Source organism: Klebsiella sp. CN_Kp091, assembly GCF_040065095.1.
GTDB classification, from domain to species: domain Bacteria; phylum Pseudomonadota; class Gammaproteobacteria; order Enterobacterales; family Enterobacteriaceae; genus Klebsiella; species Klebsiella aerogenes.
Genome location: NZ_JBEAIO010000011.1, coordinates 145,520 through 159,748 on the forward strand (window position 1 = coordinate 145,520; position 14,229 = coordinate 159,748).

General features: G+C 51.4%; 13 protein-coding genes. 8 read left to right on the forward strand and 5 right to left on the reverse strand.

From position 1 onward, the window contains the following. Positions 1 to 95 precede the first annotated feature (95 nt). The 3 genes from fkpB to rihC all read left to right on the forward strand — a co-directional run bounded on the left by fkpB (position 96) and on the right by rihC (position 2,479). Complete coding sequence (gene fkpB, locus ABLV17_RS11415) at positions 96 to 545, forward strand: FKBP-type peptidyl-prolyl cis-trans isomerase (RefSeq protein ID WP_047043962.1); 450 nt, start codon at positions 96 to 98, stop codon at positions 543 to 545. A 1-nt stretch (position 546) separates the two neighbouring features. Continuing rightward, positions 547 to 1,497 (forward strand): 4-hydroxy-3-methylbut-2-enyl diphosphate reductase, encoded by a 951-nt coding sequence (gene ispH / locus ABLV17_RS11420; protein ID WP_015368325.1) that lies wholly within the window; start codon positions 547 to 549, stop codon positions 1,495 to 1,497. Between the two features lie 67 nt (positions 1,498 to 1,564). Next, positions 1,565 to 2,479 carry a ribonucleoside hydrolase RihC gene (gene rihC, locus ABLV17_RS11425; RefSeq protein ID WP_348854267.1) on the forward strand — a complete coding sequence of 305 codons (915 nt, stop codon included), beginning with the start codon at positions 1,565 to 1,567 and terminating at the stop codon, positions 2,477 to 2,479. Between the two features lie 3 nt (positions 2,480 to 2,482). Here the strand turns inward: rihC and ABLV17_RS11430 are convergent, their stop codons facing one another. Next, on the reverse strand, positions 2,483 to 3,421 hold the full coding sequence (locus ABLV17_RS11430) for a LysR family transcriptional regulator (protein WP_213317891.1): 939 nt from the start codon (positions 3,419 to 3,421) through the stop codon (positions 2,483 to 2,485). A 272-nt stretch (positions 3,422 to 3,693) separates the two neighbouring features. On the opposite strand from ABLV17_RS11430, the gene ABLV17_RS11435 reads away from it, so the two are divergent. The 4 genes from ABLV17_RS11435 to ABLV17_RS11450 all read left to right on the forward strand — a co-directional run bounded on the left by ABLV17_RS11435 (position 3,694) and on the right by ABLV17_RS11450 (position 9,913). After that, complete coding sequence (locus tag ABLV17_RS11435) at positions 3,694 to 4,749, forward strand: 4-oxalomesaconate tautomerase (RefSeq protein WP_348854268.1); 1,056 nt, start codon at positions 3,694 to 3,696, stop codon at positions 4,747 to 4,749. A 44-nt stretch (positions 4,750 to 4,793) separates the two neighbouring features. Beyond that, positions 4,794 to 6,227: an anion permease gene (locus ABLV17_RS11440; RefSeq protein ID WP_348854269.1), complete on the forward strand. Its 1,434-nt coding sequence runs from the start codon at positions 4,794 to 4,796 to the stop codon at positions 6,225 to 6,227. Between the two features lie 83 nt (positions 6,228 to 6,310). Continuing rightward, positions 6,311 to 7,570 carry an SLC13 family permease gene (locus ABLV17_RS11445; protein ID WP_348854270.1) on the forward strand — a complete coding sequence of 420 codons (1,260 nt, stop codon included), beginning with the start codon at positions 6,311 to 6,313 and terminating at the stop codon, positions 7,568 to 7,570. 57 nt (positions 7,571 to 7,627) lie between these two features. Then, positions 7,628 to 9,913 (forward strand): hydratase, encoded by a 2,286-nt coding sequence (locus ABLV17_RS11450; RefSeq protein WP_308958642.1) that lies wholly within the window; start codon positions 7,628 to 7,630, stop codon positions 9,911 to 9,913. A gap of 47 nt (positions 9,914 to 9,960) precedes the next feature. Here ABLV17_RS11450 and ABLV17_RS11455 read toward each other — a convergent pair whose 3' ends face one another. After that, on the reverse strand, positions 9,961 to 10,893 hold the full coding sequence (locus tag ABLV17_RS11455; protein WP_308958643.1) for a LysR family transcriptional regulator: 933 nt from the start codon (positions 10,891 to 10,893) through the stop codon (positions 9,961 to 9,963). Between the two features lie 92 nt (positions 10,894 to 10,985). Here ABLV17_RS11455 and ABLV17_RS11460 point away from each other — a divergent pair, with 92 nt between their 5' ends. Further along, on the forward strand, positions 10,986 to 11,615 hold the full coding sequence (locus tag ABLV17_RS11460; RefSeq protein ID WP_308958644.1) for an alanyl-tRNA editing protein: 630 nt from the start codon (positions 10,986 to 10,988) through the stop codon (positions 11,613 to 11,615). 5 nt (positions 11,616 to 11,620) lie between these two features. Here the strand turns inward: ABLV17_RS11460 and ABLV17_RS11465 are convergent, their stop codons facing one another. The 3 genes from ABLV17_RS11465 to ABLV17_RS11475 all read right to left on the reverse strand — a co-directional run. Further along, positions 11,621 to 12,325, reverse strand: a complete 705-nt coding sequence (locus ABLV17_RS11465) for a response regulator (protein ID WP_045395773.1) — start codon at positions 12,323 to 12,325, stop codon at positions 11,621 to 11,623. Beyond that, the gene (locus tag ABLV17_RS11470; RefSeq protein ID WP_087858279.1) at positions 12,318 to 13,946 is read right to left on the reverse strand and encodes a sensor histidine kinase; all 1,629 of its coding nucleotides are present in this window, start codon (positions 13,944 to 13,946) and stop codon (positions 12,318 to 12,320) included. The genes ABLV17_RS11465 and ABLV17_RS11470 overlap by 8 nt, the downstream gene beginning before the upstream one ends. A 79-nt stretch (positions 13,947 to 14,025) precedes the next feature. After that, on the reverse strand, positions 14,026 to 14,229 hold a 204-nt coding region (locus tag ABLV17_RS11475; RefSeq protein ID WP_348854271.1), incomplete at its 5' end, for a hypothetical protein.

A 14,229-nucleotide genomic window follows, 5' to 3' on the forward strand; every position in this document is an offset into this window, starting at 1 on the left:
TTATCCGGCCTACAGTATACATCGGCCTTTGTAGGCCCGGTAAGCGCAGCGCCACCGGGCAAACAAGCGGCGGTAATGTAAAAGAGCAAACCTGCATGTCTAACTCTGTACAGAGCAACAGCGCGGTGCTGGTGCACTTCACGCTGAAACTGGATGACGGCTCCACCGCCGAATCCACGCGCGGTAACGGTAAACCGGCGCTGTTTCGTCTTGGCGATGCCTCGCTTTCCGAAGGGCTGGAGCAGCATCTGCTGGGACTGAAAGCCGGCGATAAAACCACGTTCTCGCTGGAACCTGATGCCGCGTTCGGGGTACCGACGCCGGACCTGATCCAGTATTTCTCTCGCCGCGAGTTTATTGACGCCGGCGAGCCGGAAATTGGCGCAATTATGCTCTTTACCGCAATGGATGGCAGCGAAATGCCCGGCGTGATCCGCGAAGTGAACGGCGATTCCATCACCGTAGACTTCAACCATCCGCTGGCCGGGCGCACCGTTCATTTTGATATTGAAGTGCTGGAAGTCGATCCGGCGCTGGAGGGGTAAGATGCAGATCCTGTTGGCTAACCCGCGCGGTTTTTGCGCCGGCGTTGACCGCGCTATCAGCATTGTAGAAAACGCGCTGACGTTGTACGGCGCGCCAATCTACGTTCGTCACGAAGTCGTCCATAACCGCTACGTCGTCGATAGCCTGCGCCAGCGTGGGGCGATTTTTATCGAACAGATTAGCGAAGTGCCGGACGGCGCGATCCTGATTTTCTCCGCCCACGGCGTTTCGCAGGCGGTACGCAACGAAGCGAAGAGTCGTGACCTGACGGTTTTCGACGCCACCTGTCCGCTGGTGACCAAAGTCCATATGGAAGTCGCCCGCGCCAGCCGCCGCGGCGAAGAGTCGATTCTGATCGGCCACGCCGGGCACCCGGAAGTTGAAGGCACCATGGGCCAGTACAATAACCCGGAAGGGGGTATGTACCTGGTGGAGTCGCCGGAAGACGTGCTGACGCTGGAAGTGAAAAACGATGCCCGATTGTCGTTCATGACCCAGACCACGCTCTCGGTCGATGATACGTCTGACGTTATCGACGCGCTGCGCGAGCGCTTCCCGAAAATCGTCGGCCCGCGTAAAGACGATATCTGCTACGCCACCACCAACCGTCAGGAAGCCGTACGCGCGCTGGCGGAGCAGGCTGACGTGGTGCTGGTGGTCGGTTCGAAAAACTCCTCTAACTCCAATCGCCTGGCTGAACTGGCGCAGCGGATGGGGAAAGCGGCCTATCTCATCGACGATGCCACCGATATCCAGGAACAATGGGTTAAGTCTGCGGCCTGCGTTGGCGTAACGGCGGGCGCGTCGGCCCCGGATATCCTGGTGCAGAACGTGATTGCCCGCCTGCAGGAGCTGGGCGGCGGCGAAGCGGTGCCGTTGGAAGGCCGTGAAGAGAATATCGTTTTCGAAGTGCCGAAAGAGCTGCGTGTGGATGTCCGTGAAGTAGAGTAAGTTCTTTCCCCCAGCAGTATGAGAAGATGCCAGACTTAACGTCTGGCATTTTTTTTGGGAGAAAACCATGCGCTTACCGATTATTCTCGACACCGATCCGGGTATTGACGACGCGGCGGCGATTGCTGCCGCGCTCTTCTCGCCGCAGCTGGATCTGCAACTAATGACGACGGTCGCGGGCAATGTCTCGGTAGAGAAGACGACCCGCAACGCGCTGCAGTTACTGCATTTCTGGAATGCAGATGTCCCGCTGGCGCAAGGGGCATCGATGCCGCTGGTGCGTCCGCTGCGCGATGCCGCCTCGGTGCATGGCGAATCCGGCATGGAGGGCTATGATTTCGTCGAACATAACCGCCAGCCGCTGGCTAAACCGGCTTTTCAGGCGATTCGCGATGCGCTGATGCACGCAGCGGAACCCGTGACCCTGGTGGCCATTGGCCCGCTAACCAATATTGCCCTACTGATTACGCAGTATCCTGAGTGCCTGTTTAATATTCGTCGACTGGTGCTGATGGGCGGCTCGGCCGGGCGCGGTAACTTCACCCCCAACGCCGAGTTCAATATCGCCATCGATCCGGAAGCTGCCGCGAAAGTCTTCCAGAGTGGGTTGGACATTGTGATGTGCGGGCTGGATGTCACCAATAAGGCGATGCTGAGCGCGGACTATCTGGCAACCCTACCGACGCTCAATCAAACCGGTAAAATGCTTCATGCGCTATTTAGCCACTATCGCAGCGGCAGCATGAGTAGCGGCCTGAGAATGCACGATCTCTGCGCTATCGCGTGGTTGGTTCGCCCGGATCTATTTACGCTCAAACCCTGCTTTGTGGCGGTGGAGACGCAGGGGAGCTGGACGGCTGGCACCACCGTGGTGGATATTGAAGGACGTCTGGGACAGTCGGCCAACGCGCAGGTAGCGCTGGATTTAGATGTCGCGGGTTTTCAACGTTGGGCGGCGGAAGTTTTCGCTCTCGCGCCGTGACCGTTATAGCTGCTGGTGTGAATCGACCACATTGCACCATAACTCGTTCGCTTCATCCGTCCACATGAGTAGCAATAATGAAGCGAAGCGTTCAGCCGCAGCGGAAAGCGGGCGGTTTTTAACGCGAATCATGCCAAGCGTGCGTCTGATGACCGGTTCAACCAGCGGCACGCTGACGACTGCGCTGTTGGCGTGATGCGGCATGGCCAGGCAGGGCAGAGCCGATATGCCAAGCCCCGCCTCGACCAGCCCCAGAGAGGTGGATAAATGTCTGACTTCGTAAAACCAATCCAATTTCCATGGTTTATCCTGCAGGCAACTTTCAATAAGTTGCCGATTACCGCTTGAGCGTCTGACGCCAATTAATCTCTGCGAGACGAGCTCGCGCCATTCCACTAATTTTTTACCGGCCAGCGGATGATCCTGTCGGCAAGCCAGGACGAAGGGTTCGTTGACCAGCGGGCTAAATTCGATATCGGGATGTGTGATGAAGTTCATATTTATTCCAAAATCGACTTCGCCTTTTCTCACCGAAGCCATGCAATTTTCTATACCTTGTTCATAAATTCGAACTTTGATGTGCGGGTAGCGCTGATTAAATTGAACGATGGCGCGAGGTAAAAAATAAAATACCGCCGTCGGGATACAAGAAAGCGTTACCGTATCATGCACATTAGAAGTCAGGTTGCTGAGATTAAAAATGGCGGCATCGAGGCTGGCAATCAGTGACTTTGCCTTGGGAAGGAGTATTTGTCCTGCCTGGGTGAGCATGATTTTTCGGGTGGTTCGCTCGAACAGGGGGGTATTAAGGTTACTTTCTATTTTCTGTATTTTTCGAGTTAGTGCGGGTTGCGTCAGGTTAAGCACTTCAGCGGCTTTGCTAAACGACCCCAGTTCGGCAACAGTGACGAAGGCTTTCATTCCGGATAGTTCATTGTTCATTGCTGCTCCGTAATCTGAAATAAATATATTAATATGCAGAATGACCTTGTTAATTATTATTGTGCCGATAGTTATTATTAATGCTTTGTAGGTATAAGTCTTATTTTTATATTTTATCAATCACTATCCGCCTTGCAAGTAGAATCAGATGATAAACGGCTGTGCGAGCAAATGAATAATAAAGTAAATAAAAAACTTTAAATGCATTAAGTGCATTAAATTCACGCCCCGTTTATTTGTTCTTTTTCTTCTATATTTGTAAGGAGGGTGTTATGAAACAAATTCCGTGTGTTCTCATGCGGGGAGGAACATCAAAAGGGGCTTTCCTTTTAGCGGATGATCTACCTGAAGATATTCAAAAACGCGATGAAGCGTTATTAACCATCATGGGTTCTGGTCATGAACTGGAAATTGATGGTATTGGCGGCGGTAGTCCGCAAACCAGTAAAGTGGCGATTGTCAGTCGCTCGGCCAGCCCACAAGCTGACATTGACTATTTATTTGTGCAGGTCATTGTCAATGAACGACGGGTTGATACCACGCCGAATTGCGGCAATATGCTGTGCGCGGTAGGTGGATTTGCTATCGAAAAAGGGCTTATCGCGGCGAATTCCCCGGTAACACGGGTGCGTATCCGAAACGTCAATACCAACACCTTTGTCGATGCTGACATTCAAACGCCGGACGGCCTGGTCGTTTATGACGGGGATACCCATATTGACGGCGTTCCCGGGCATGCAGCCCCTGTTGCGCTGACGTTTTTAAACGCCGCTGGGGCGAAATCTGGCCAGCTTTTTCCAACCGGCAACCGAGTTGATTTTTTTGATGATATTCGCGTCACGTGTATCGATATGGCGATGCCAATGGTCATTATTCCAGCGCATAGCTTGGGTAAAACCGGATATGAATCGGCCGCTGAATTAGATAAGGACAGCGCATTTTTCCAGCGCCTTGAGTCTATACGTCAACAAGCCGGCGCGGCAATGGGGTTTGGCGATGTATCCAACATGGTTATCCCTAAACCAGTACTGGTTGCTCCACCGCAACACGGCGGGACAATGAGCGTGCGTTATTTCATGCCCCACAGCTGCCATAAGTCGCTAGCGATTACGGGCGCTATCGGCCTGGCGAGTTCGTGTGTTATTGCCGACACCGTGGTTAACGAGCTTACGCGAATGTCGGGTGAAGGGTTAATTAACGTTGAACACCCAAGCGGCAGCATTGAGGTGAACTTAAGTAACGCTAACGGAAATCCTGAAAATATTCGCGCATCGGTTATTCGTACCGCGCGTAAGATTCTTTCTGGCATGGTTTATCTCCCTGAATAATTTTATTACTGCTCTTATATTATTCATTCAGGTAAGGGATCAAAATGGATAAAAAAACAGTATGCAAGCTATTAGTGCTTGTAGCCATCCCATTGCTTATTAGTTTATTCCCGGCCCCGGCTGGGCTGACTAAACTGGCATGGGTGCTATCAGGAATTTATCTGGCGGCAATCGTCGGTTTGGTGATTAAACCCTTTTCAGAACCAGTAATATTGTTAGTGGCGGTTGCCACATCAATGGTCGTTATTGGTAATTTAGGTGATGGCGTAATAAAATCATCGAGCGTATTAAGTGGCTATGCGTCGGGGACGACCTGGCTGGTTTTCTCAGCGTTTACCTTAAGTGCCGCCTTTGTTATTACTGGTTTAGGTAAACGAATTGCTTATATTCTTATCGGCAAGATAGGGAGTACCACGCTCGGCTTAGGTTATGTTACCGCCTTTCTTGATCTCATCCTTTCCCCGGCGACACCGTCGAATACGGCTCGCGCCGGTGGTATCGTCTTACCTATCATCAATAGCGTGGCCGTCGCGTTAGGCTCGGAACCGGAGCATACGGCAAAACGCGTTGGTCATTATTTGATGATTAACGTCTATATGGTCACCAAAACGACCAGTTATATGTTCTTTACCGCCATGGCTGGGAACATACTGGCGCTCAAAATGATTGAAGATATTTGTCACATCAAACTGAGCTGGGGCGGATGGGCATTAGCCGGAATATTACCTGGCATTATTATGCTATTACTGACACCGCTCATTACCTATAAATTATATCCACCTGAATTAAAAAAAGTTGATAATAAAGCCATTGCAAAGGAAGGTCTTGAGTCTTTAGGACCGATGACCTTGCGCGAAAAGATGCTCTCCTGCCTGTTTGTCATGGCATTGGCAGGTTGGGTGTTTAGTCAATCGCTTGGCGTCAACGAATCAACGGTAGCGATTTGCGTCATGGCGTTGATGCTGGTGTTAAAAATCGTCAGCTGGGATGATGTTATAAAAAATAAAGGGGGCTGGAATACCCTTATTTGGTACGGCGGTATCATTGGTTTAAGTTCTTTGCTTTCTAAAGTTGGTTTTTTCTTGTGGTTGGCCGAGTTACTGAAGGATAACATTTCATTTGGCAGTCATAGCACGCTGGCTTTCGTTGTCATCGTCGCACTGAGTATACTGGTTCGTTATTTCTTTGCCTCGGGTAGCGCCTATATTGTGGCGATGGTTCCGGTCTTTGCCATGCTGGCGAATGTTTCCGGCGCGCCGGTTATGTTAACTGCGTTAGCTCTTCTGTTTAGTAATTCCTATGGCGGCATGGTCACCCATTATGGTGGCGCGGCTGGCCCGGTTATATTTGGGGTTGGTTATAATGATATTAAATCCTGGTGGATTGTTGGCGGCATATTAGCACTGTTGACTTTTATCCTACATATCACCGTAGGAGTCTGGTGGTGGGAATTATTAATGTACTGGAAAGTTATTTAACTATAACTTGAAATTTATAAAACGCTGCATCACCTGCTTAGACCAATTATTGAGCCCACACACTGAAGAGGTGTTATATATTTATGTCACCAGTAGCAATTACATTGTCACTGTTGTTATTTTCAATTGTGATGTTTGTTTGGGAAAAAATTCCTTTAGCCGCTACGGCTATGATCGTCTGTATTACTTTAGTCGTAACAGGCGTTTTTGATGTAAAAACGGCTTTCGCGGGGTTTATTAACCAGAACGTCATTTTGTTTGTCGCCATGTTTGTGGTCGGCGGCGCCTTATTTGAAACTGGCGTCACGGACAAAATTGGCGGAATAGTGACCCGCTACGCCCGCTCGGAGCGGCAACTTATCGTTATTATTATGTTGGTGTGCGGGGCCCTCTCCGGCTTTTTGTCGAATACGGGAACGGCTGCGGTACTGATTCCTGTAGTCATCGGCGCCGCTATTAAGTCGGGCTATGCGCAATCTCGTTTGCTAATGCCATTAGCGTTCGCTTCGGCGCTGGGAGGAAACTTATCGCTTATTGGTTCACCGGGTAATCTGATCGCCCAGTCGGCGCTGGAACAAGTTGGGCAACGCTTCGGTTTTTTCGAGTATGCCAAACTGGGCATCCCCATGCTGCTTTGCGGGATCATCTACTTTTTGACCATCGGTTATAAACTGCTGCCAGCGCAATCTGTCAATCTCAAAGACAAAGCTGAAAAAAGTAGCAAAAATGATTGTCCAAAATATAAGCAGGTGATTGCTGTTTTAGTGCTGGTATTTACCGTACTGGGGATGATTTTTGAGAATGTTATTGGCTTGCCGATTGCGATTATCGGTTCAATTGGCGCGTTATTTTTGGTTATTACGCGAGTGATTACAGAAAAACAGGCCTACCAGTCAATTGACTCCCAGACGATTTTTCTTTTCGGCGGCACATTAGCTTTAGCAAAAGCGCTCGAAACCACCGGCGCGGGTGCAATCATGGCCCGCTCAATTATCGATCTGCTTGGTCAGCAGGCTTCACCGTTCTTATTATTAAGTGCCGTTTTAATAATTTCCTGCATATTAACCAATTTTATGTCGAATACCGCAACGGCGGCTTTACTTATTCCCATTGGCTTGTCTATTGCACATTCAATGGGCGCTGACCCGCGAGCGGTGCTGATGGCTATAGTCATTGGCTGTTCATGTGCTTATGCGACTCCGGTTGGGACGCCGGCGAATATGATGATTTTTTCCGCCGGGGGATATCGGTTTATGGATTATGTCAGGGTCGGATTACCGCTGATTATTATATCTGTGGTGGTGAGCTTTATTTTACTACCGATATTTTTCCCTTTTTATTAGTAACAAGACGGATAAAAGCATCGCCTAATTATTTAATCTATCTTAAGGACACACGTCATGATTAAATTACACGATCGTGGGATATATTTATCCCATCAGCATGGGATTATCCCAGAACAGGAATGCGCCACTCCTGTTGCCAAAGAGATTGCGCGGAAGGGAACCATCGCCTGGTCAATATTGTCATCGCATAATACTTCTGGCGATGAACGGAAATTAAAAATTAAATATGATTCCATGACCTCCCATGATATCACCTTCGTGGGCATCATCCAGACGGCCAAGGCCTCTGGAATGACGCGCTTTCCCTTGCCGTATGTTTTAACCAATTGCCACAATTCACTTTGTGCAGTGGGCGGTACCATTAACAGCGACGATCATATTTTTGGTCTTACATCAGCACAGAAATATGGCGGCATTTATGTACCGCCGCATATTTCGGTTATTCACCAGTACATGCGCGAGATGATGGCCGGCGGCGGCCAAATGATACTGGGCTCGGATAGCCATACGCGTTATGGCGCGCTGGGGACGATGGCCGTCGGTGAAGGGGGCGGTGAGCTAGTTAAACAACTATTGGGAAGCACCTGGGATATTGATTACCCCGAAGTTGTCGCCGTTTATCTAACCGGTAAACCTGCCGCTGGCGTTGGCCCTCAGGATATTGCGCTGGCATTAATTGGCGCGGTATTCAAAAACGGTTTTGTGAAGAACAAAGTGATGGAATTCGTTGGTCCCGGCGTGGCCAGTATGTCGACCGACTACAGAAACAGTATTGACGTCATGACTACTGAGACCACCTGTCTGACTTCTATCTGGCAGACCGATGAAGAGACGCGGCATTTTTTACGGCTTCATGGTAGAGAGAAAGACTATCGTGCGCTGTCAGCACAAGAGATGGCTTACTACGATGGCTGCATCGAGATCGATTTAAGCACCATCAAGCCGATGATCGCGCTACCGTTTCACCCAGCCAATGTCTATGAAATTGATACGCTTAATCAGAATTTGCCGGACATTTTACGTGAAGTTGAAATTGAATCTGAGAAAATATCGCTGGGGCGCGCGAAGCTGTCTCTGTTGGACAAAATAGAGAATGGCAAATTACGCGTTCAGCAGGGAATCATTGCGGGTTGCGCCGGGGGGAACTATGTCAACGTGGCGCAGGCGGCTAATGCCTTGCGGCATCATTCCTGTGGCGACAATATTTTCTCGCTTTCAGTTTACCCTTCCTCGCAACCGGTGCTGATGGCGTTAACGAAACAGGGAATGATCAATGATTTAATGAGCGCGGGCGCCATTATTCGTACCGCATTCTGCGGCCCTTGCTTTGGCGCCGGCGATACCCCGATGCATAACGGCTTGAGCATCCGCCATACGACGCGTAACTTTCCTAACCGTGAGGGTTCCAAGCCAGGAAATGGGCAAATGTCGGCGGTGGCATTGATGGATGCGCGTTCAATTGCCGCGACGGCCGCTAATGGGGGATTGTTAACCTCGGCGGCGGAGCTCGATTGTTGGCACGAAGCGCCGGAATATGAATTTGATGTTTCCCCCTATAAAAACCGGGTATACCAGGGGTTCGTTAAAGGCGCTACCCAGCAGCCGCTAATCTATGGACCGAATATAAAAGACTGGCCGGAAATGAATGCTTTAACGGATAACATTCTGTTAGCCGTTACTTCAAAAATAATGGATCCGGTGACCACTACCGACGAACTGATACCATCAGGTGAAACATCATCGTTTCGTTCAAACCCATTAGGCCTGGCCGAATTTACGCTCTCCCGCCGCGATCCGCAGTATGTGGAGCGGGCTAAAAAAATTGCCGCTATGGAGCAACAACGCGTTAAGGGTGAAGATCTTTGCCGTTTAAATCCACAGCTGGAAAATATATTTTCCCAGATACGGCTGCTGCCGGGTCAGGAAAATATTACCGCGGCACAGACTGAGATAGGTAGCATGATCTATGCGGTTAAACCCGGTGATGGTTCGGCGCGAGAGCAGGCCGCCAGCTGCCAGCGCGTGCTTGGCGGGCTGGCAAATATTTGCCAGGAGTTCGCGACCAAGCGTTATCGTTCTAATGTAATTAACTGGGGAATGCTGCCGCTGCAGATGAAAGAGACGCCTGATTTTGAGGTCGGTGATTTTATCTATATCCCGGCAATAAAATCTGCGTTAGCGGGCGATCTGAGCGATATTGCCGCATTTATCCTTAGCGCTAAAAAACCTATTCAGCGGATTAGCCTCTATATGGAGAAATTAACCAGCGCAGAGCAAGATATTATTAAGGCCGGGAGTCTTATTAATTATAATAAAGATCAACCAGCAGGTAGCCTTTAATTAATTTTTACTCATCTCTTGCTGGCAGTTTGAATGCTGTCAGCATTTTACCTGGTTGTTGGCAATGTGCTGCCTGCGTTCAGCGCCGGAACCGTCTCGCTAAGAAAATCAATCATTGCCCGCATTCTGGCGGGCATATGCTTATGCCCCGCCCATAACAGCCACAGATTGCCAGAGTAGCTGCTGATAAACTCCCACTCCGCCAGCACCTGCACGATTTCACCCTTTGCCAGCGCTTCACGGGCGGTAAACAGTGGCAGACTGCCAATCCCCAGATGCTGTTTAACCGCATCAAGACGCACCGCAGTGTGGTTAGCGGCGTAGCGTCCGTACGTCTGCACCGTTTCGTTTTTGCCTTCGCGGCGAAATTTCCAACGCGCGTCGGCGGGCGTTTCGCCAAGACTGATACAGCTATGAGCGCGCAGATCCTGCGGGGTACGCGGCATTCCGTGGCGCTGTAAGTACTCTTTAGTGGCGCAGATGACATGAACGATCGGCATCAGCGGTTTGCCATGCAGTCCAGGGGAAGGGGTATGGGTAATACGCAGCGCGAGATCGATGCCGTCATCAATAAAGTCGAGGTCGCGATCTTCTAAGCGTAAACAGACGTCAACCTGCGGATAACGGTTGAAAAAATCGATCATTAGCGGATGGATGACAAAGCGCCCGACGGCTTTCGGTACGCTCAGCGTGAGTTTACCTTGCGCCACCGTCTGGGTACTTCCGGCGCAGTCCATAGCCTGGCGCGCCGCTTCCAGCATTTCCAGCGCATGTTCATACACCGCTTTCCCGGCATCGCTCAGCCGCAGCTTGCGGGTGGTTCGGTGCAACAGCTTGCACCGCATCTCCTGTTCCAGCCGCGAGACGCTGCGACTGACGGCGGATGGCGTAATCCCGCTCTGACGGGCGACGGCGGAAAAGCTGCCTTGTTCGACAATCTGTACGAAGAGGGCGAGGTCGGGGAGAAGGTTTAGATTCATTTGTGCCCTCAAGGCAAAAGTGCATTGGTTGTGGAGGCCATTATCGCGGCCAATATTATCAATATACTGTGCTGACAGAGAGGAGAACAATCATGACTGAACGTGTTTATTACGCCAGCGACGCCACCGAAGGGCGCGCGCAGATTATCAGCTGCAGCGCTGAAGCCGATGGCCGTTATGCGATTGAACTGGACCGCACGTTGTTCCATCCGCAGGGCGGCGGCCAGCCCTCCGATCGCGGCTGGATCGATGAGCAGCCCGTAATGGCGGTCACGACGCGCGGCGATAGTGTGTTGCATATCGTTGCCCAGCCGCTGCCGCTTGGCGAGGTGGGGATGAGCATTGATGCGCCTGTGCGACAGTTACATGCCCGTCTGCACTCCGCCGGTCATTTGCTGGGGTTGGCCGGCGAGCAGTTCGGCTGGCGGCCGGTGAAGGCGCATCACTGGCCGGGAGAGGGGAGGATTACGTTTGCTGCCGACGCCGGCGCCGCGTTACCGGAAGCCAGCGCCCTGCTGGCGCAGGTGAAAGCGTGGCAGATGCAGGATTTACCGCGCCGCATCACCTTCGCTAATGGCTTGCGCGCCGTGGGATTTGGCGATTTGCCGGCTTATCCCTGCGGCGGTACCCATGTTGCCAGTCTGGCGATGCTGGGGAATATTGTCATCAGCCAGTTGAAAATGAAAAAAGGGCAGATGATCGTCAGCTATACCCTCGAATAAGCATTTCAGACGTGCTCAGGGTAGGGATGTTTGCCGCGATAAATGCGCTCCGGCCTACCGACTTTGCCATAACTGATCTCTGCTTCCAGAAAATCGTTTTTAACGCCTTGTTCCAGATAGCGGCGAGCGGTGGTTTTACTGCTGCCGAGGATGCGGGCCAGAGAGTCGGCGGTATGCACCACTTCCGGGTCTGAGAATAGCTGAAGCACGCGGTGAAAGGTGCTTTCATCGATCCCGCGCAGCGGCGCGTCAGCAGGCTCAGTGTGCTCGCGAGCCTGGATATTAAACAGGGCGTCGACGTGGGTCTGGCTGGCCTGTTCACTCGAACGTAATGAACTGCGGTAGCGGGCGAAACGCTCGAGCGTATGCTGTAAACGTTGATAGTGCACGGGCTTAATCAGGTAATCGAATACCCCCAGACGTAGGGCCTCGCTGATGGTCTCCATATGATTATCGGCGGTAATAAAAATGATTCGTCCTTTGTAGTTCGTGCTGACAGCGTGGCGAATCAGATCCAACCCCTTGCCGTCAGGGAGAAAGTTATCCAGCAGGATCAGCTGCGGCTGGTAGAGACGCATCAGTTTTTTCGCGCTTTCCAGTTTATCCGCGATGCCGATAACGTTGAACTGGGGGAACTGTTTGATGGTATCGACCAGGATTTCCGCCAGCATAGGTTCGTCTTCAACGATTAGAGTAGTAATGCTATCCATGATGTTCATCTCGGGTCAGGGGGATATAAAGGGTAAAGATGGTGCCAAAGGGAATGTTATTTTCGACGACGATAGTGCCGCCTGCTTGTTCTACGTAACTGCGCACCAGCCAGAGCCCAATACCGTGCTCGGCGCTGGCGCTACTGGTGACGCCGCGCTCGAAGATGCGGTCGCGTAGCGTCTCGTCAATGCCGCATCCCTGATCGGCGATCTCGACGATCAGTTCATGGCCGTCGCTATTTATTAAACACTCGATCTGCTTCGATCCCAACGGCTGGCGTAACGAGGCATTGTAGGCGTTGTCGAGAAGATTCCCCACGATCGAGATCCATTCGCTGGGAGAAAGCGCGGTGGGAAGGATATCGACGAAACAGGCGGGATCGAATACCAGTTCAAGACCGAGCTCCTTGGCCCGATAATATTTACCGATCAGTAGCCCGGCAAGGTGGTTATCCTGGAAATTACGCGCAATAAAATCGAGCACCTTCTGGTGGCTTTCGGACTGTTGCTGAATCAGATCCAGCGCGTGATCGTAGCGTTTGAGAAACAGCAGCCCGGCGATGGTTGAGATCAGATTACGATGTTCATGCTGCACGGCGCGCAGGTTATCGGCGTACTGCTGTACCTGGCTCAGCTGCAGACTGAGGGTGTTGATGTCATCTTTGCTGCGAAAACTAATCACCCACCCCTGAGGCGCATTATTTAAGATCACCGCCATTCGGCTGGCGATCACTTTGATCTGATTAAAGGTGACGATGGCGTCTTTTTTGTTTTCATGCGGGGCATCGTAGAAGAAGGTCTCTTGCGCAATGACGCTACTGATTTTTTTACCGATCAGTACGGGCTCCGGCTGGCTCAGATTAAGCAGACGACGGGCGGTCTGATTAATAGCGGTTATCTTATAATTTGAGTCGATGGCGATGAGCCCTTCAAACACCGATTCAAATAGCACGCTTTGCTGGATGAGCAACTGCGATAGCTGCTGGGGCTCCATATTGAGCATCTGCTTTTTGATATGCAGCGAGAAGCGCCGAGCGCAGTACAGCAGCAATAGCAGGATAATCGCCATCGGGATCAGTAGCGAGCTTATCTGCAGGCTGAGCCAGTTTTCTAACTGTTCAATGGTATAACCGACCGACACTATGCCGATGACTTTGCCGGTGGCGTCCTGCACCGGCGATTTACCCCGTAATGATGAACCTAGCGAACCTTTGCGTACCGAGACATAGCTTTTGGCGTTATACAACGCCTCATCGCTATCGCCGCCTTCCATCGATTTACCGATTTCGTCAGGATTCACATGATAGAGGCGCTGCCCGTTGGCGTCGCCGACGGTGATATAGGTAGCGTCAGAGAAGGAACGCATGGGGTCGATAAGCTCTTTAATTCTGGCGAGATCGCGTTTCTGTACCGCTTCCACCAGCTCCGGCATCGCCGAAATCTGCATCGCCTGAATTAATGCCCGCTGCCCGACCTGGTAATGAAGACGTTCCTCGGTTATGTCTGTCAGATACCAGGACATACCCAGCATGACGACAGTAGAGGTAAATAAGATCAGCAGGAAGATACGATTCTGAAAGGATCGCCTTGCAAACCAGTGGGTTATTTTTCGGGTGTACATAGGGCCGATAGACATTAAATGGCTAGTTTCCTCGTTTGGCGGTCGGTGTACCTGCAGTTGGCGCACAGAACCAAAAATTTCAGAAAAACGCCCGATCAAAAACATTGAGTCGGGCGTTGGTTTGGTAGCCCGGATAAGGCGCCAGCCGCCATCCGGGAACCTCTCCCCGGTGGCGCTGGCTTACCGGGGCTACAAACCGGAGCGGACCGGCAGCCCGGATAAGGCGCCAGCCGCTATCCGGGAACCTCTCCCCGGTGGCGCTGCGCTTACCGGGGCTACAAAC